The sequence below is a fragment of the Streptomyces sp. GD-15H genome, from assembly GCF_045291515.1.
In the GTDB taxonomy this organism is placed as follows: domain Bacteria; phylum Actinomycetota; class Actinomycetes; order Streptomycetales; family Streptomycetaceae; genus Streptomyces.
In genome coordinates, this window is the sequence record NZ_CP149447.1 from 4,609,889 (window position 1) to 4,626,620 (window position 16,732).

General features: G+C 71.3%; 19 protein-coding genes. 11 read left to right on the forward strand and 8 right to left on the reverse strand.

Annotated features, from left to right (window positions below):
- Positions 1-7: 7 nt before the first annotated feature.
- The 7 genes from speB to WJ438_RS21765 form a co-directional block, all read right to left on the reverse strand.
- The gene (speB, locus tag WJ438_RS21735; protein ID WP_406726710.1) at positions 8-970 is read right to left on the reverse strand and encodes an agmatinase; all 963 of its coding nucleotides are present in this window, start codon (positions 968-970) and stop codon (positions 8-10) included.
- A gap of 269 nt (positions 971-1,239) precedes the next feature.
- Positions 1,240-2,700 carry a sensor histidine kinase gene (locus tag WJ438_RS21740; RefSeq protein ID WP_406726711.1) on the reverse strand — a complete coding sequence of 487 codons (1,461 nt, stop codon included), beginning with the start codon at positions 2,698-2,700 and terminating at the stop codon, positions 1,240-1,242.
- Positions 2,697-3,431 (reverse strand): response regulator transcription factor, encoded by a 735-nt coding sequence (locus WJ438_RS21745; RefSeq protein ID WP_406726712.1) that lies wholly within the window; start codon positions 3,429-3,431, stop codon positions 2,697-2,699. The genes WJ438_RS21740 and WJ438_RS21745 overlap by 4 nt, the downstream gene beginning before the upstream one ends.
- A gap of 136 nt (positions 3,432-3,567) precedes the next feature.
- On the reverse strand, positions 3,568-3,810 hold the full coding sequence (locus WJ438_RS21750; RefSeq protein ID WP_406726713.1) for a hypothetical protein: 243 nt from the start codon (positions 3,808-3,810) through the stop codon (positions 3,568-3,570).
- 10 nt (positions 3,811-3,820) lie between these two features.
- Complete coding sequence (locus tag WJ438_RS21755; RefSeq protein ID WP_406726714.1) at positions 3,821-4,852, reverse strand: S1C family serine protease; 1,032 nt, start codon at positions 4,850-4,852, stop codon at positions 3,821-3,823.
- Between the two features lie 105 nt (positions 4,853-4,957).
- Positions 4,958-5,980, reverse strand: coding sequence for a LacI family DNA-binding transcriptional regulator (locus tag WJ438_RS21760; RefSeq protein WP_406726715.1), 1,023 nt, complete (start codon positions 5,978-5,980; stop codon positions 4,958-4,960).
- A gap of 199 nt (positions 5,981-6,179) precedes the next feature.
- Positions 6,180-6,962, reverse strand: a complete 783-nt coding sequence (locus WJ438_RS21765) for a winged-helix domain-containing protein (RefSeq protein ID WP_406726716.1) — start codon at positions 6,960-6,962, stop codon at positions 6,180-6,182.
- Positions 6,963-7,285: 323 nt separating this feature from the next.
- Between WJ438_RS21765 and WJ438_RS21770 the strand changes: the two genes are divergently transcribed.
- The 7 genes from WJ438_RS21770 (at position 7,286) to WJ438_RS21800 (ending at position 12,707) form a co-directional block, all read left to right on the forward strand.
- Positions 7,286-8,209 (forward strand): alpha/beta hydrolase, encoded by a 924-nt coding sequence (locus WJ438_RS21770; protein WP_406726717.1) that lies wholly within the window; start codon positions 7,286-7,288, stop codon positions 8,207-8,209.
- 40 nt (positions 8,210-8,249) lie between these two features.
- Positions 8,250-8,504 (forward strand): MoaD/ThiS family protein, encoded by a 255-nt coding sequence (locus WJ438_RS21775; protein ID WP_406726718.1) that lies wholly within the window; start codon positions 8,250-8,252, stop codon positions 8,502-8,504.
- A complete protein-coding gene (locus WJ438_RS21780) occupies positions 8,501-9,760 on the forward strand; it encodes a hypothetical protein (RefSeq protein ID WP_406726719.1) in 1,260 nt (419 codons plus the stop codon). The genes WJ438_RS21775 and WJ438_RS21780 overlap by 4 nt, the downstream gene beginning before the upstream one ends.
- Positions 9,761-9,913: 153 nt before the next feature.
- On the forward strand, positions 9,914-10,654 hold the full coding sequence (locus WJ438_RS21785; RefSeq protein ID WP_406726720.1) for a DUF2993 domain-containing protein: 741 nt from the start codon (positions 9,914-9,916) through the stop codon (positions 10,652-10,654).
- Between the two features lie 460 nt (positions 10,655-11,114).
- A complete protein-coding gene (locus WJ438_RS21790; RefSeq protein WP_406726721.1) occupies positions 11,115-11,960 on the forward strand; it encodes a sulfurtransferase in 846 nt (281 codons plus the stop codon).
- Positions 11,961-12,018: 58 nt separating this feature from the next.
- A complete protein-coding gene (locus tag WJ438_RS21795; RefSeq protein ID WP_351398428.1) occupies positions 12,019-12,306 on the forward strand; it encodes a DUF1416 domain-containing protein in 288 nt (95 codons plus the stop codon).
- Positions 12,307-12,437: 131 nt separating this feature from the next.
- Entirely contained in the window at positions 12,438-12,707 is a 270-nt protein-coding gene (locus WJ438_RS21800; RefSeq protein WP_406726722.1) for a DUF3099 domain-containing protein, read from the forward strand.
- 26 nt (positions 12,708-12,733) lie between these two features.
- Here WJ438_RS21800 and WJ438_RS21805 read toward each other — a convergent pair whose 3' ends face one another.
- Positions 12,734-13,096, reverse strand: coding sequence for a DsrE family protein (locus WJ438_RS21805; RefSeq protein WP_406726723.1), 363 nt, complete (start codon positions 13,094-13,096; stop codon positions 12,734-12,736).
- 143 nt (positions 13,097-13,239) lie between these two features.
- Between WJ438_RS21805 and WJ438_RS21810 the strand changes: the two genes are divergently transcribed.
- The 4 genes from WJ438_RS21810 to WJ438_RS21825 all read left to right on the forward strand — a co-directional run bounded on the left by WJ438_RS21810 (position 13,240) and on the right by WJ438_RS21825 (position 16,680).
- Positions 13,240-14,037 (forward strand): hypothetical protein, encoded by a 798-nt coding sequence (locus WJ438_RS21810; protein WP_406726724.1) that lies wholly within the window; start codon positions 13,240-13,242, stop codon positions 14,035-14,037.
- On the forward strand, positions 14,034-14,846 hold the full coding sequence (locus WJ438_RS21815; RefSeq protein ID WP_406726725.1) for a hypothetical protein: 813 nt from the start codon (positions 14,034-14,036) through the stop codon (positions 14,844-14,846). Before WJ438_RS21810 ends, WJ438_RS21815 begins: the two co-directional genes overlap by 4 nt.
- On the forward strand, positions 14,843-15,868 hold the full coding sequence (locus WJ438_RS21820; protein WP_406726726.1) for a hypothetical protein: 1,026 nt from the start codon (positions 14,843-14,845) through the stop codon (positions 15,866-15,868). The genes WJ438_RS21815 and WJ438_RS21820 overlap by 4 nt, the downstream gene beginning before the upstream one ends.
- Positions 15,869-16,104: 236 nt before the next feature.
- Positions 16,105-16,680 carry an FABP family protein gene (locus tag WJ438_RS21825; RefSeq protein WP_406726727.1) on the forward strand — a complete coding sequence of 192 codons (576 nt, stop codon included), beginning with the start codon at positions 16,105-16,107 and terminating at the stop codon, positions 16,678-16,680.
- The last annotated feature ends 52 nt before the right edge of the window (positions 16,681-16,732 follow it).

Sequence of the window (16,732 nt, forward strand, 5' to 3'; positions counted from 1 at the left end):
GCGGGGGTCAGCCGGCTCCACCGGGGCGGCTGCGCGCGATGAGCGAGATGAGTTCCCAGGCGGTGTGCGCGGCGGCGAGTCCGGTGATGTCGGCGTGATCGTAGGCGGGTGCGACCTCCACGACGTCGCACCCGACGATGTTCAGCCCCGACAGGCCACGGAGCGTCCCGAAGAGTTCACGGGTCGACAGTCCGCCGACCTCCGGGGTCCCGGTGGCCGGGGCGTGGGCCGGGTCCAGGACGTCGATGTCGACGGATAGGTAGACGGGCCGCGTACCCAGCCGCCGCCGGATCCGCGCGACGACATCGCTGATCTTCCGGTCCTGGAACTCCTGGCTGTCGATGATCTCGAACCCGGCCTCCCGGTCATCGGCCAGTTCGCTCGGATCGTAGATGCCGCCGCGCGTTCCGACGTGCTGGCAGTGGTTCAGGTCGATGATTCCCTCTTCGGCCGCGCGCCTGAAGGGCGAGCCGTGCCACACGTTCGCGCCGTGGCAGGTGTCCCAGGTGTCCAGGTGTGCGTCGAAGTGCAGGACCGCCAGCGGGCCGTACGCCGCGGCCGCAGCCCGCAGGAGCGGCAGGGCGACGGTGTGATCACCGCCGAGGGCGACGATGCGCGTTCCGCTGTCCACCAGGCGTCGTGCGGCGGTCTCGATCGCTCCCACCGCCCGCGGTATGTCGTACGGGCCGACCGCGACGTCGCCGGCATCGGCGACTTGCTGCGAGGCGAACGGATGGACGTCGAGGAACTGGTGGTACGGATGCAACTGCCGTGAATTCTCGCGAATGTGCGCGGGACCGAATCGGGCGCCGGGGCGGAAGCTGGTACCGCTGTCGAAGGGAATACCGAGGACGGCCACGTCGGCGTGAGCGACCTCCTCGATGCGGGGAAGCAGTGCGAAGGTCGCGATACCGCCATAGCGAGGCATCTCGGGGTCGTTGCGCTGTCCGACCGGTGCGGAGTCGCCCATCGGGTCATGCCTCTTTCCTTCGGCGGGGGTGTCGGAGTCCGAGCAGCGCCGTGCAATCAAGCCTTCCGGCGGCTCACCGACAGCAGGGCGCTTGGCCGGGCTTTGCGCCTGCGTGACCAGCCTGACTCACCAGTACCGGTAGAAGAAGTAGCTCCGCATGACGCAAACCGTAAGCCGCGCTAATGCTGACTGCCGTGACGGACCACCCGCGGCACGCCGCTGGCGTGGCCGTTCACGCGGCCGACTGCCCGGCCCGCAGCCATGTCCTGCTACGGCACCCCAGGCGGTGGGACAGGCGCCCCCGGGAGGCGGATCGTGGCGGTCGTGCCGCCGCCGTCCGCGCGGGTCAGGGTGACCTCGCCGCCCGCCTGCTGGACCGTGCGGGCCACGATGGACAGGCCGAGGCCCGAGCCGGGGAGCGCGCGGGCGGTCGGGGAGCGCCAGAAGCGGTCGAAGACGTGGGGGAGTTCGTCGGCGGCAACGCCGGGGCCGTGGTCGCGGACGGTGAGGACGCCGTCGGCGAGCCGTACGTCGATCGTGTCGCCCTCCGGACTGAACTTCACCGCGTTGTCCAGGATGTTGACCACGGCCCGCTCCAGCGCGGAGGGCTCCGCGCGTACGTACCAGGGCTGGACGTCCGCCGTGATGGTCAGCTCCGGGCCGCGCAGCCGGGCGCGGCGCAGCGCCGACTCCACGACGTCCTGCCAGGCGACGATCTGCGTACGGCCCTCGTGCTGGCCGGTGTCCGGCCGGGACAGCTCCTGCAGGTCGCCGATGAGCGCGGCCAGTTCCGTCATCTGCGCCTTGACCGAGGCGAGCAGCGCCTTGCGGTCCCCGGCGGGCAGGGGGCGGCCCGTCTCCTCACTGCGGGTGAGGAGTTCGAGGTTGGTACGGAGGGAGGTGAGCGGTGTGCGCAGCTCGTGGCCGGCGTCCGCGATGAGCTGCTGCTGCAGGTCGCGGGAGCTGGCCAGGGCGGACGTCATCGAGTTGAAGGAGCGGGAGAGGCGGGCGACCTCGTCCTCGGAGCCGTCCTCCACGGGGATGCGGACGCCCAGGTCCTCAGTGCGCGCCACGTGCTCCACGGCCTCGGTGAGTTCGTCGACGGGGCGCAGACCGGCGCGGGCGACCGCGAGCCCCGCGGCGGCCGCGCCGAGCACTCCGACGCCGGAGACGAGGAGCAGGATCAGCGCGAGGTCGCCCAGCGTCGACTCGGTGCCCTTGAGCGGTACGGCGACGAGGACGGCGGCCTTGGAACTGGTCAGGGTGCTCGGGTCGTTGATCACCAGCGGCAGCGTCAGCACGCGCACCTCGGCGCCGTCCTGGGCGGTGCCGTCGCGGTAGAGGCCCGTCGAGCCGTTCCCCGCGCTCGCGAGGACGTCCCGGTCGGACTCGGTGACCTCGATCCTGCCCGCCGAGCTGGGGAACAGACACACGGTTCCGTCGTCCCTGACCACCTGGGAGAAGGTCTTCCCGAAGCCTCCGTCCATGCTGTCCCGGGGGGTGTCCGTGCAGTTGTCGAGGGCGCTGCGGATCTCGTCCACCCGCTGCGGGCCCTGGAGCACCGTCGCCTTCTTCAGGTCGTTGTCGACCTGCTCGTACAGCTTTCCCTGCACGATGAACCAGCACGTCACCGACACCGCCGCCACCGCGAACGCCACCGCCGCCGCCACCAGCAGCGACAGCCGCGCCCGGATGGGCAGCGCGCGGAACCGGCGGACCAGCCTGGTCACCCCCCGCCGCCCTGCCGCAGGGCGTAGCCGACGCCCCGCACCGTGTGCACCAGGCGCGGCTCGCCGCCCGCCTCGGTCTTGCGGCGCAGATACATGACGTACACGTCGAGGGAGTTCGACGACGGCTCGAAGTCGAAGCCCCAGACCGCCTTCAGGATCTGCTCGCGCGTGAGCACCTGGCGCGGGTGCGCCATGAACATCTCCAGCAGCGTGAACTCCGTACGGGTCAGCTCCACCCGTCGCGTACCCCGCGTCACCTCGCGTGTCGCCAGGTCCATGCGCAGGTCGGCGAAGGCGAGGACATCGTTCTCCTCCGCGGCGCCGGCCACGGCCGCCGCGTACGAGCTGCGGCGCAGCAGCGCGCGGATACGGGCGAACAGCTCGTCCAGCTCGAACGGCTTGACCAGATAGTCGTCCGCCCCGGCGTCCAGCCCCGTCACCCGGTCGCCGACCGTGTCCCGGGCGGTCAGCATCAGGATCGGCGTGGTGTCGCCGGTGGCCCGGATGCGGCGGGCGGCGGTCAGGCCGTCCATCCGGGGCATCTGGATGTCGAGGACGACCAGGTCGGGCCGGTAAGAGGCCGCCTTCGCCAGGGCGTCCGCGCCGTCGACGGCGACCTCGGTGCCGTATCCCTCGAAGGCCAGGCTGCGCTGGAGCGCTTCGCGCACCGCCGGCTCGTCGTCGACGATCAGGATGCGCTGGGAGTCACGGTCGCCTTCTGCGGGGCTCATGGAGTCGGGGTTCCTCTGTCTGCCGGTCTGCTGGACGGGGCGGGGAGCACGGCTGGGGGCTCGCGCTCCCCGGGTCCCAGGCTCGCATGATTGCCCGGGGAGCGGAGAGCCGCGCTCCGCCGCGGAGCAGCCGTGATCAGGTGCGGATCAGCCGCGTACGGCGGTGTCCGCGCCCGCCGGCGGCCCTGCGGCGGGTCGTGGTCGGGGTGACCTCCGGGACCCGCTGTCCCGGCGCGTGCGGCTCGGCCGCGACCTCCCGCGCGAATGCGAGACCGGCCGGGCCGGCGCCGGGGACCTCGTGGGTGACCTGCTTGATCTGCCCGGCCTGGATGACCACGTCGGACTCCTCGGGTGAGAACCGCGTCGGATCGGGGTGCACCGCGTCAATGTCAGTTCATGGCACCGGACCGCAGGGCCGGGAGGTCCGCCTTGACCGTGTTGATCGGGATGGCGAAGCCCAGGCCCACGCTGCCGGCGTCGGACGAGGAGGAGCCGCTGCCGCTCGACGCGTACATCGCGGAGTTGATGCCGATGATGTCGCCGTTCATGTCGATCAGCGCGCCGCCGGAGTTCCCCGGGTTCAGGGACGCGTCGGTCTGGATCGCCTTGTACGTCGTCGTGGACCCGCTGGTGTCGCCGTTGAACTGCTGCCCGCCGAACTCGAAGGACCGGCCGCCGCCCGGCTGCCCCTGTTGCTGGCCCTGGCTCTCGTCCGTGGAGACGGTCACGTCACGGTTGAGCGCCGAGACGATGCCGCTGGTGACGGTGCCGGTCAGGCCCTCGGGGGAGCCGATCGCCACGACCTCGTCGCCGACCTGTACGCCGTCGGAGTCGCCGAGGGCGGCCGGCGTCAGGCCCGAGGCGTTGTTCAGCCTGATCAGCGCGAGGTCCTTCGCGCTCTTTGTGCCGACGACGTCCGCGGTGTACGTCTTGCCGTCGCTGGTCCGCACCGTGACCGAGGAGGCGCCGGCGACGACGTGGTGGTTGGTGATGATCTCGCCGTCCTCCGTGACGACCACGCCGGATCCTGTGGACGATCCGGCGGGGGAGGCGGCGTCGATCTCGACGATGCTCGGGCTGACCGCCTTGGCGACGCCGGACACCGTGCCCTTCTGGCCGGTCGGCACCACGTGGGTGCTGCTCGCGCTCGACGAGGCGACGGTGCCGTTGCCGGACAGCTCCTGGATGCCGTAGGCGGTGCCGCCGCCCACGGCCGCCGCCACGATCGCCACGGCGGCGAGCAGGGCGACCGGGCCCCGGTTCCGCTTCCGGCGGGCCCCGGCGGTGTCGGTGATGACCGGCTGCCCCGGCGCGAACGCCGGCGGGGGCGGCCACTCGGGGTTCACAGGGGAGGAGAGGTGCCGCGGGCCGCCCGCGTGAGGGCTCTCGTGCTCGCCGCTGCGGTGAAAGGTCTCGGTCATGTCGATGAGCCTCGCGCCCGACCATGAGAGCGCCCTGAGTGTCCGCTGAGAAGCCCGACAGAACCTCGTAGGCCCGAGAGGAGGACGCCCTCGGTGGCCTGGCGACTACGCGCAGCCGCAGGAGCGGCGGACCACCAGGCCGGACGGGAAGACCTTCAGCCGCTCGCGCGGCGAGCCGGCCACCCGCAGCCCGTCGTCGAGGACGAGGTCGACCGCCGCGCGGGCCATCGCCGGACGGTCGGAGGCGACCGTGGTCATCGGCGGATCGGTGAGCGCCGCCTCCTTGATGTCGTCGAACCCGACGACCGCGAGCTCGCCGGGCACGTCGATGCGCAGCTCGCGCGCCGCGCGCAGCACGCCGATCGCCTGGTCGTCGGTGGAGCAGAAGATCGCGGGCGGGCGGTTCGGCCCGGAGAGGACGTCGAGTCCGACGCGGTAGGCGTCGTAGCGGTTGTACGGGGCCTCGAAGAGGCGGCCCTCGGTCGGGATACCGGCCTCCCCCATCGCCCGCCGCCAGCCCTCGACGTGGTCGGAGACCGGGTCGCCGACGGAGGGGGTCTCCGCGGTGCCGCCGACGCAGGCCACGTACGCGTTGCCGTGCTCCAGCAGGTGGCGGACGGCGAGCTGGGCGCCGCCGAGGTCGTCGGTGACGACGGCGACGTCGTCCATGGCCTCGGGACGCTCGTGCAGCAGGACGACCCTGGCGTCCCAGGCGTCGATCTCCGCGGCGGCCAGGTCGTTGAGCGCGTGACTGACCAGGATCAGCCCGGAGACCCGCATCCCCAGGAACGCCCGCAGGTAGTGGACCTCGCGCTCGCCGATGTAGTCGGAGTTCCCGACGAGCACCATTTTTCCGCGCTCGGAAGCGGCCTGTTCGACCGCGTGCGCCATCTCCCCGAAGAAGGGCTGGCGCGCGTCCGGGACGATCAGACCTATCAGGTCCGTGCGCCGCGACGCCATCGCCTGGGCGACCCGGTCGGGCCGGTACCCCAGCTCCTTGATCGCGGCGAGTACGCGTTCGCGCGTGGCCGGGGCGACCGGCCGGGGTCCGTTGTTGATGACATAGCTGACGACGGCGGTGGAGGTACCCGCCAGCCGCGCCACGTCATCCCTAGTCACCTTGGCCACGCGCGGAGTCTACGCGGATACAACCAGTCCCGGCAGAGCAAGAAGGAGCCTTTGAACAGCGGGAAAGCGACTCGTGCCCGCGAACGCGCGCGAACGTGAAGCTGGTACGGGCTCGCACGAGCCGCTGAGGGTCCATATGCGGGCTCATGCGTGCTGACGCGAGCTCGGACGAGCCCGTGGGGGCTCGGGCGGGGACCGCTCACGCCTGCGTCCGCGCCTCTGCGGTGCCCCGGGCGGCCGTCTCGTCCGTATCCGCCGCCTTTCGCCGGTCGGCGGCTCTGCCCCTGCCCTCCTTGGCGGCCCGCTCGTCCTTCTCCGGCGTGACGAATCGGTAACCCACGTTCCGGACGGTGCCGATCAGCGACTCGTGTTCGGGTCCGAACTTGGCCCGCAGTCTCCGTACGTGGACGTCGACCGTGCGGGTGCCGCCGAAGTAGTCGTAGCCCCAGACCTCCTGCAGCAGCTGGGCGCGGGTGAACACCCGGCCGGGGTGCTGGGCGAGGTATTTCAGCAGCTCGAACTCCTTGAACGTGAGATCGAGGACGCGCCCCTTCAGCTTGGCGCTGTAGGTCGCCTCGTCGACGGACAGGTCGCCGCTGCGGATCTCCATGGGGGAGTCGTCGCCGGCGATCTGCAGTCGGCCCATGGCGAGCCGCAGCCGGGCCTCCACCTCCGCCGGTCCGGCGGTGTCGAGGAGGACGTCGTCGATGCCCCAGTCCGCGGTGACGGCGGCGAGGCCGCCCTCGGTCACCACGAGGACGAGGGGGCAGCCGGGGCCGGTGGAGCGCAGCAGCTGGCAGAGGCTGCGGACCTGCGGGAGGTCGCGCCGGCCGTCGACGAGGATGACGTCGGCGCCGGGGGTGTCGACCAGGGCGGGACCCTGTGCCGGGGCCACGCGCACACTGTGGAGCAGCAGGCCGAGGGCGGGGAGTACCTCCGCCGACGGCTGGAGGGCGTTGGTCAGCAGGAGTAGTGAACTCATCGCACCCCTCCCCCGAGATCTCGGCGCCGGGAGCCGAGTTCGCGGAGCCGCCTGTCGGGCTCCCGGTCCGGCGCGGGTGCTGCCCACTTCCGGGTCGTCGTACGGTCGTGCACGGTTCGCTCGCCCATAACGTCTGGTTCCTCCTCGGTCCCTGCGACGGGGGTACCTCCCACGCCATGGGGGCGGGGGAGTTCATGGCATTGCCTCGTGCGTTCGACGGCCCGTACACCGGCGGTTTCCCGCGTCGTACACAATGCTTCCGAAAGCACAAAAGGACCCGGGGGCTTCGCTGCCCGAGTCCTCTCCCCCGCAGAATAGCGGACATGAGCACCGGTCCGGCAGGTCATGTGGCACGTTCCGCCATTCGTCCGAATTCCGAGACGCGTGGCGTCACACGTGGTGGTACGTCTTTGCGGACGTTTCTGCGTACTGCGGACGGCGTACGGATCGATTCCGTTTACGAACCGGCGGCCGAACCGGCGGCGACCGGGAACAACGGTTTCCGGCCGCTCTCCCGTGACCCCTCTCATGACGTGGTTTTCGTGATCGCGCACGGGTTCATCGGGCACGTGGACCGGCCGCACGTACGCAGGGTGGCGCGGGCCTTCGCGCGGCACGGGGCGGTCGTGACGTTCTCCTTCCGCGGGCACGGCGCGTCGGGCGGACGGTCCACGGTCGGGGACCGCGAGGTGCTGGATCTGGCGGCGGCGGTGTCGTGGGCGCGGGGACTGGTGCACGCGCGCGTGGCGACGGTCGGGTTCTCGATGGGCGGTTCGGTGGTGCTGCGGCACGCGGCGCTCGATGCGGGCGGCCCCGGTGGTGCGGACGGTCCGGATGCCGTGGTGTCCGTCAGTGGGCCCGCCCGGTGGTTCTACCGGGGGACGGCTCCCATGCGGCGACTGCACTGGCTGGTGACCCGTCCCTCGGGGCGGTTGGTGGGGCGGTACGGGCTGCGGACGCGGATTCACCACCGGGTGGGGGCACCCCCTGCTCGAAGAGCTTGGGGGAGGGACCCCGTTCCGCTGTCCCCCGTCGAGGCGGTGCCGCGCATCGCGCCGACGCCGCTGCTGGTCGTGCACGGCGACCGCGACGGCTACTTTCCCCTCGACCATCCGCGCATGCTGGCGGCCGCGGCCGGCGGGCACGGGGAACTGTGGGTGGAGCCGGGCATGGGGCACGCGGAGAACGCGGCGCCCGACGGGCTGTTGCACCGGATCGGGGACTGGGTGGCGGCCCGGTCGGGCTAGCCTGGCGGTGTTCACCGTCAACCCGATTGAGGACCAGCAGATGGCAAAGGTCACGGTGCGGTACTGGGCCGCCGCCAAGGCCGCGGCCGGGGTGGCCGAGGAGACGCTCGAGGCGGCCACGCTCGCCGAGGCGCTCGACGCGGCGCGCGAGCGGCACCCCGGCGAACTCACGCGCGTCCTGCGGCGATGCTCGTTCCTCGTCGACAGCGATCCCGTGGGCACCCGCGAACATGAGACGGTACGGCTGGCCGACGGCGGCACGGTCGAGGTGCTCCCGCCGTTCGCAGGAGGGTGAGCGATGACCAACCAGCCGTATCAGGGCCACGACGGGCACGAGGGACAGGGGGCTACGACCCCTACGGGCGGCCCTCACCTCAGCAGCACCAGCATCAGCAGAACCACCAGAACCAGCACCCCCAGCACCTCCAGCACCCTCAGCACCCCGAGTCGCAGGCGTGGCCCGGGGGACAGCAGGGGTGGTACGACGATCCGCACGCCGCCATGCAGGACACGCAGCAGTGGCAGGGACAGACGTGGGAGACGCAGATGCAGCCGCCGGTCCCGGCGGCGACCTCGGCGGAGGAGACGTCGTACCTGCCGCAGACCCCACCGCCCCCGCAGGGACATGGCGGGCCCGCGGTGTACGCCGGGTACGGTGCGGCCTCGACCCACGGGGTCCCACCGGGCGCCGTTCCCGCAACCGGGGCCGGGACCGTTCCCACACCCCCGCCCGCACCCTCCGCTCCCGCTTCCGCGGACGGCCCCGAGTACGGGCCCGCCACCCTCGCCGGGAACACCCGTGTCACGGACGCGCAGCGCGCCCGCGCGGAGGGGCGCTCGCCGATCATCGAGCCCGGCATGCAACCGGCGGCGCTCACCGCGCTGTTGGGGCTGCTGATCGCCGGTGGGGCGGCGCTGGGGACGTACGCCCTGCTCGTACCGCTGGTGGCCCTCCAGGGGCTCACCGCCGCGGGCTGGTTCCGGCTGAACGGGATGTGGCCCGCGCGGCAGGGCATCGCGCTGGGCTTCCTCGGGGCGCTGGTCGCCGACGTGGCGCTGCTGGCGTCCGACCGTTCACCGTCGGCCATCCTCGGCACGCTGGGGGTGTGGGTGGCGCTGTCGCTGGTGCTGCAGCTGCGCTCGCACGCCGACCCCGACGAGCGGATGTACGGCCTGACGGCGACGGTCGCCGCGTCGGCGCTGGCGATCGTGGCGAGCGGATACCTGGCGGCCGACGCCGACGCGGTGACGGTCGGCGGGGTCGCGCTGGCGGCGGCGGTCGTGGCGCGTGCGCTGCCGTTGCCGACGCCGGCGTCCCTCGTGGTCGCGCTGTTCGTGGCGGCGGGTGCGGGCGCGGCGGTCGGCGGGGTGACGGGGTTCGGCGTCTCGGGCGCGCTGATCGGTGCGGGCGCGGCGGTCTGCGCCCTGATCGGGCACCGCGTCGCGAGCTACGACTACCCGTCCCGGTTCGTCCACTTCACGGCCGGGGTGGCCCTGCCGCTGGCCGCGGCGGCACCGGCGGTGTACGTACTGGGGCGTGTCGCCGGCTGACGGCACCGGCGCCCGGCGGACCGGCGACCCCTGTCACAGGTGATCGACAATCCCGTGGTTTCCCTGGTCGTGCGGGTTACCCTCGCGCAGGACGGCTGCCCGGCCGTCCGTGGGGGACTGCCGTCGAAAGCACCTAGGTGGGGAATCAACCGCATGCGCGCACTGCGAATACTGCTGATCATCGTCGTGATTCTCGGTGGCATCTTCGTGATCGTGGACCGGGTCGCGGTCAACTTCGCGGAGGGCGAGGTGGCCGACCGGCTCAAGTCGACCGAGAACCTCGCCACCACTCCCGACGTGTCCATCAACGGTTTCCCCTTCCTCACCCAGGTCGCCGGCGGCACCCTCGACGAGGTGCAGATCGGCATCGAGGGCTACGAGGCCACCACCGGCGACGGCGCGAAGAGCATCCGCATCGACGACCTGCGCGCCGACATGGAGGGCGTCGAGTTCTCCGGTGACTTCAGCTCCGCCACCGCCGCCGCCGCGACCGGCACCGCGACCGTGACCTACGACGAGCTGCTCAAGACCGCCAAGTCCGAGCCGACGCGGGTGGCCCCCGGTGTCACCGCCAGCGTCGTCGGCCTCTCCGACGGCGGCGACGGGAAGATCAAGGTGACGGTGGAGGCCACCGTGCTCGGCACCAAGCTGCCCGAGCCGATCTCCGTGCTCAGCTCCGTGACGGTCGTGGACGGCGACACCGTGCGGGTGCAGGCGGACGCGCTGCCGAAGTTCGGCGGCGTCGAGATCGCCGAGACGCGGGTGCGGGAGATCACCGACTTCGAGCAGACGATCAACGGCCTGCCCGGCGGCATCAAGCTGGACAAGGTCGAGGCGGCGGAGGCCGGCGTCCACATCAACGTGAAGGGCTCCCACGTCCGCCTGGCCGGGTAGGTAGCGGGTGGGCCTCCCGGCGGACCTCGGGCGAGCCCCCGGCGAACCCCAGCGTCCGGCAGGTGAGACGGAGGAGTCCGTAGAGCAGATGTGACGGTGCACGCGGTCCCGCCCGGGGTACACGGGGGCGGACTCGGCAACACGGTCATCCCGCATCGCGGACAAACTTGTATCAGCATGTGACATGCCGGTGACACGCCCGCCCTGCCCTCCCTACGATCGAGGGCATGCAGTGTCAGACGAGCGTCCTCCGAGCGCGAGGACAGGCGGATCTCACGAAGCGGCGGGCAGTGGACCTGTGCCGCGTCTCCGCCATGCTCTGTCGACCCTTCTGAGCGGCCGCATCGCCGTCCGCGTTTCCCGCCCCGCCCCGCCGAGGGGCGTCCGTGCGCCGACCCCGTAGGGGCGCGCAGCCTCTCACCCGCACGCCCCGCCGCAACTGCCCCGGAGGAGACAGAACATGAGCCGTAACGACGTACTGGTCGACGCCGACTGGGTCCAGGAGCATCTGGACGACCCGACCATCGCCATCGTCGAGGTGGACGAGGACACCACCGCCTACGAGAAGAACCACATCAAGAACGCCATCCGGATCGACTGGACCAAGGACCTGCAGGACCCGGTCCGCCGTGACTTCGTCGACCAGGAGGGCTTCGAGAAGCTCCTGTCGGGGAAGGGCATCTCCAACGACCACACGGTGATCCTCTACGGCGGCAACAACAACTGGTTCGCCGCGTACGCCTACTGGTACTTCAAGCTGTACGGCCACGAGAACGTCAAGCTCCTCGACGGCGGCCGCAAGAAGTGGGAGCTGGACGCCCGCGAGCTGGTCGCCGGCGACGAGGTGCCGGAGCGGGCGAAGACCGAGTACAAGGCCAAGCCGCAGGACCTGTCCATCCGTGCCTTCCGCGACGAGGTCGTGGACGCCATCGGCGTGCAGAACATCGTCGACGTGCGTTCGCCCGACGAGTTCTCCGGCAAGCTGCTCGCGCCGGCGCACCTGCCGCAGGAGCAGTCGCAGCGCCCCGGCCACGTGCCGAGCTCCCGCAACATCCCGTGGTCCAAGAACGCCAACGACGACGGCACCTTCAAGTCCGACGAGGAGCTCAAGAAGCTCTACGAGGACGAGCAGATCGACCTGTCGAAGGACACCATCGCCCTGTGCCGCATCGGTGAGCGCTCCGCGCTGTCCTGGTTCGTGCTGCACGAGCTGCTGGGCGTGGAGAACGTCAAGAACTACGACGGCTCCTGGACCGAGTACGGCTCCCTCGTCGGCGTGCCGATCGAGCTCGGCGACGGCAAGTAAGCCCTCCCGCCGACCTGTCCAGCCTTTCCAGACCACTAGACCACTTCAGGAGTACGCCATGTGCGGTGCGAAGGCCGGTGGCCCGGACGCTTCGACGATCAAGCCCGGCGAGACCACCATCCAGGGTCATGTGACCCGTGACGGCGAGCCGGTGACGGGCTACGTCCGTCTGCTGGACTCGACCGGCGAGTTCACGGCCGAGGTTCCGACCTCCGCCACCGGGCAGTTCCGCTTCTACGCGGCCGAGGGCACCTGGACCGTCCGTGCCCTGGTGCCCGGCGGCAGCGCCGACCGCACGGTCGTCGCCCAGCAGGGCGGGCTGGCCGAGGTCGCCATCGCGGTGTGAGGGCTCGGCCCCGCGGTCCGTCCGCGGGGCTCGTGACGCCGAAGGGCCGCATCCCACGGGTTGGACACCGGGGATGCGGCCCTTCGGCGTGCGTGCCTGCGTGTTTGCGTGCCCGGTTCTACCCTGGAGGCATGTACGCGCGCAGGCGGCACGCCTACTTCGTCATGATGGGCACGTGCATCGCGTTGTTCGTCCTGGCCTGGGGCGTCGTGCGGCTGTGGTCGGTGCCGGTGGCCGTGGGCATGTGCCTGGTGGCCATGGTCATCCCGCCGCTCGCCGCGATGATCGCCAACCGGCGCGGCCCCGAGGACCGCTGGTGGGACGACCCCTCCGGCGATCCCGAGTCCGACGCGTGGTGGGACGAACTGGACGGCAAGAAAGGACCACGGCCGCCCCGGTGAGACGTCGGTGGGGGCGGGTGGATCCCTCAGTACACGAGTGCCTGCGTGTCGTCCGCCAGCGCCTCCTGGACGAACACCTGCGCGCCCGCGATGCGCACGCCCTCGATGACGTCCTTCTCCGTGATGTCCCGGCGGGCCGCGCACTGGGTGCACAGGGTGAGGCGGCCACCCACGACGATCGAGTCCAGCAGGTCGGGCAGCGGGGCCGCGTGCGGCAACTCGAACTCCGCGGCACGGCCCGGCAGCGCGAACCACGAGGACTCGCCGGTGAGCCACAGGGATACATCGACACCGCTCGCCACGGCCAACGCCGCCACCGTGAACGCCTGCGAGCAGCGTTCGGGGGCGTCGGCCCCCGCGGTCACCTTGATCACAAGCTTCTTCGCCATGTCTGAATCGTAATCAACTTCCTTACAACTGCTCGTGTGGCCTGTGTGTCTTCTGTGACACGTGATGCGGAACGCGTGCTTCACGTTTTGAGGGGGATGTTATGGAAGATCCCGAAAGATCGGGGACTGCTGGAGCAGTTGAGGTGTCCGAGGCGGCCGAGGTGCCGGAGCCGGTGCTGGAGCCGGATGACATGGGTGAGACGGAAGGGCCGCCGGTGTCCGACCCGGCTGCCCGTCACCGTCCCCGCCGCCGTGGCCGTACGACACTGATGATCGCCGCGGCCGCCGCCCTGGGCGCCGTCGCCGGGACCTGCACCGGCTATCTCGTCCAGGCCGACCGTGAGCCCACCGTGCTGCCGTCGCTCTCCCAGCCCGTGGTCGAGCAGGCCAAGGGCAAGGGCCCGGCCCCGTTGCCGGCCGCACAGGACCGGCGGCTGAAGACCGACGGCGACCTGCGCGAACTACTGTTGAAGAAGCCGCGTGGTGCCACGGAAGAGGAACTGCTGTCGGACGACGGCTGGATGAGCCTCGCCGACTACGCGGACACCTACGATGAACCGGACGAGGCGTTCCACCGACTCGTCAACTTCGGGTTCCGCCGGGCGGCCACGGTCATGTGGGCGCAGGGCGACAGGGTCGTGGAGATCCGGCTCATCCAGTTCAGGCAGGAAGACGACGTCGCGGCCGACGCCCACACCTCCAGCAGCCAGTACTGGGCTGACGAGGACGGTGCCGGCGAATGGGACATACCCGGTTCCGCCACGGGTGGGGCGTACGTCCCGGCCGAGCCCCACGAGGAGCCCGGCTACCTGCCGATGTACACGGCCGAGGCGCATGCCTGGCGCGGTGACATCTCCATGGAGATATGGGTCTCGGACACCAAGCCGGTCCCCAAGGCGACGATCCTGGACCTGGCCGAACGGCAGATGGAGCGGCTGTGAGCGACGACCCGAGCGAACTCCCGAGGCCGGCGCCTGAGGGAGAGCCCGCGAAGAAGCCCGTACGCAGTGGCCGTATCGCCGCCGTCACCGGGGCCGTACTGCTGGCCGTGGCCGTGCTCGGCGGCACCGGCTACACGGTCGTGACCGTCCAGAACGCCGACCGCGACCCGGGTGCCCCCGTGTGGACCTTCGAGAAGACCAAGAGCGCCGAATCCACAGGGAGGGGGACCTCCGCTTCCGGTCTCGCCGGCATGCTCGTGCCGTACGGGACCGACGGCTGGGACCGCGGCCCGGACCGGGGAGAATTCGGTGAGGACGCCGCACTCGGCGGGGAACGGGCAGCGGCCTTGCGCAAGGAACGGCTGAAGGGCCTGCCGCGCTCCACGCGCAAGGAGCTGGAGAAGGCGATCGACCGCCAGCACACCAAGGGGCTGGCGATGCGCAGTTACCAGACGAAGGACGACTTCGTCCGGGGCTCCGCGGAGGGCACCCTCACGATGAGCATCGAACTCGTGCAGTTGGAGGACCGGTCGGCGGTCCGGGACATCTCACGCGTCCAGAGCAGCTTCGTCGAGGCCCTGGACGTCCTGCGTGCGGGGCCGAAGATCAAGGGCCACAAGAACGCCAAGTGCTTCCTGCCGCCGAAGGACGACAAGGCGGACCTGGAAACCATGTACTGCACCGCCTACGTGGGCGATGTGCTGGTCACCGCGACCGCCGACGGTGTCGCGCCGCTCGGGACCAAGGAGGCGGCCGTGCTGCTGCGCGCACAACTCGACCGGATCGCCGAGCCGGGGGCAGCGGTATGACCAACCAGACGACACCTGACCCGGCACCCGATCAGGCGACGGACCGGACGGCTGCGCCCGAGACGCCCGACTCGACGGCTGCGGCCCAGCGGGCCGAGCGGACGTCCGGCCAGGTGCCGGACCCGAAGGCCGGCCCGGCGCCGGGCACGGAGTCCGACGAGCGGAGCGGCGCGCCCGCTGCCACCGGCGGCCTCCCGACCGGCGAAGAGCCGGACGGTCCGCCCGTCGGACCGGACGCTGATCAGCCCTCCGCCCCGCCGGACCGGCGTGTTCTGCGTGGTGTGTTGCGCTGGACGGCCGTCGTCGCCGTCTTCGCCGCGGTCGGGGTTTCCACCGCGTACGGGATCACGCGGATGGAGCGGACCGACGTACCGGGACTGGCCACCGCGTCGGACGGGCGCTGGGACTACCCCACGCTCACGAAGCCCCCGCTGCCCTCCGGCAGCCCCGGGCCGTTCGCGGAGTCGAACACGGCCGGGGCGCACCACGCCGACCTGCGCGCCCTGGTGCTGCCCGCTCCGGCCGGAGCGAAGGAGGACGCGGCGCTGCGCGGCGCGGACGGCTGGCTGAAGACGAAGGTCTTCCTCGAGGAGTACGCGGAGAAGGAGGACCGGGAGGAGTTCCGGGACACGCTCGACTCGCACGCGCTGAGGCACATCGCCGCCCGCGGCTGGACCATGCCGGACGGCACCCGCACGCGGATCTACCTGCTCCGGTTCAACACCGCGGCGGTCGTGGACGAGCTGGTCGAGGACGGTTTCCTCCCGGTCAGCAGCCCCAAGTACCGGCTGCGTGGCGCCGAGGTGAGCGAATTCGACGAGGGGCTCCCGGCCCGCGCCCGGGTCGACGGCGTCCGCCGGTACCCGTACGTCGAGACCGGGGCGCACGGCGCCGAGCAGGTCCGCCAGGCCTACCTCACGGCCGGCGACACCCTCGCCCTGGTGGTCCACTCCCGCAAGGGCGGGGCCGAGGCGGTTCCGTTCCGGCAGACCGTCGTCCTGCAGAGCCAGCTGCTGGGCTGACCGCGGGGCCGCGTGGTGGACCCGGGTGGGTGCACGACAGGGCCGGGCCCCGGCCGCGTAAGCTGGGGGCCGGCCCTGTGCACACGCACCGCACCCGCTCAAGGAGCACCCGTGGAGATCTTCTTCTCAGTCCTGTTGGCTCTGGTCTGCGTCGGCGTCCTCGCCTTCGCCGGGCTCGCCGTGAAGAAGCTGTACCAGGGCCAGCGCTGACCGCCCACGTCCAGGAACTGCCACTGATGATCGAGATCCCGTCCGACCTCCACAAGGACCTCGTGCCGCTCGCCTTCCTGCTCGGCGACTGGGCGGGCGCCGGAGTGCACGACTTCCCCGGCGCCGAGAAGTGCAACTTCGGGCAGGAGGTCTCCTTCACCCACGACGGCCGGGACTTCCTGGAGTACAGCTCCCGCACCTGGGTGCTCGACGCGGACGGCAAGAAGGTCCGGCCCCTGGAGTCCGAGCACGGCTTCTGGCGGATCGACGCCGCCCGCAAGGTCGAGGTGACGATGACCCGCGACGACGGCGTCATCGAGATCTGGTACGGCGAGCTGGCCGACCAGAAGCCGCAGATCGACCTGGTGACGGACGCGGTGGCGCGCACCGCCGCCGCCGATCCCTACAGCGGCGGCAAGCGGCTGTACGGCTACGTCAAGAGCGACCTGATGTGGGTCGGCGAGAAGCAGACCCCCGAGGTCGAGCTGCGCCCCTACATGTCGGCACACCTGAAGAAGGTCGTCACCCCGGAGGACGTCGAGCGCTGGGCCAAGGCCCTGCCCGACGACATGCCGGACGACGGGATCGCCTTCTTCAAGTGAGCCCCGCGCCTTGCCGAGTCCTTTGCATACCCCCCAGGTCATCCGTTCCAAT

Coding starts and splice junctions, on each gene's coding strand:
- speB (WP_406726710.1), bottom strand. CDS start 970: ATGGGCGACTCCGCACCGGTCGGACAGCGCAACGACCCCGAGATGCCT.
- WJ438_RS21745 (WP_406726712.1), bottom strand. CDS start 3,431: ATGAGCCCCGCAGAAGGCGACCGTGACTCCCAGCGCATCCTGATCGTC.
- WJ438_RS21755 (WP_406726714.1), bottom strand. CDS start 4,852: ATGACCGAGACCTTTCACCGCAGCGGCGAGCACGAGAGCCCTCACGCG.
- WJ438_RS21765 (WP_406726716.1), bottom strand. CDS start 6,962: ATGAGTTCACTACTCCTGCTGACCAACGCCCTCCAGCCGTCGGCGGAG.
- WJ438_RS21770 (WP_406726717.1), top strand. CDS start 7,286: ATGAGCACCGGTCCGGCAGGTCATGTGGCACGTTCCGCCATTCGTCCG.
- WJ438_RS21775 (WP_406726718.1), top strand. CDS start 8,250: ATGGCAAAGGTCACGGTGCGGTACTGGGCCGCCGCCAAGGCCGCGGCC.
- WJ438_RS21785 (WP_406726720.1), top strand. CDS start 9,914: ATGCGCGCACTGCGAATACTGCTGATCATCGTCGTGATTCTCGGTGGC.
- WJ438_RS21790 (WP_406726721.1), top strand. CDS start 11,115: ATGAGCCGTAACGACGTACTGGTCGACGCCGACTGGGTCCAGGAGCAT.
- WJ438_RS21795 (WP_351398428.1), top strand. CDS start 12,019: ATGTGCGGTGCGAAGGCCGGTGGCCCGGACGCTTCGACGATCAAGCCC.
- WJ438_RS21800 (WP_406726722.1), top strand. CDS start 12,438: ATGTACGCGCGCAGGCGGCACGCCTACTTCGTCATGATGGGCACGTGC.
- WJ438_RS21805 (WP_406726723.1), bottom strand. CDS start 13,096: ATGGCGAAGAAGCTTGTGATCAAGGTGACCGCGGGGGCCGACGCCCCC.
- WJ438_RS21820 (WP_406726726.1), top strand. CDS start 14,843: ATGACCAACCAGACGACACCTGACCCGGCACCCGATCAGGCGACGGAC.
- WJ438_RS21825 (WP_406726727.1), top strand. CDS start 16,105: ATGATCGAGATCCCGTCCGACCTCCACAAGGACCTCGTGCCGCTCGCC.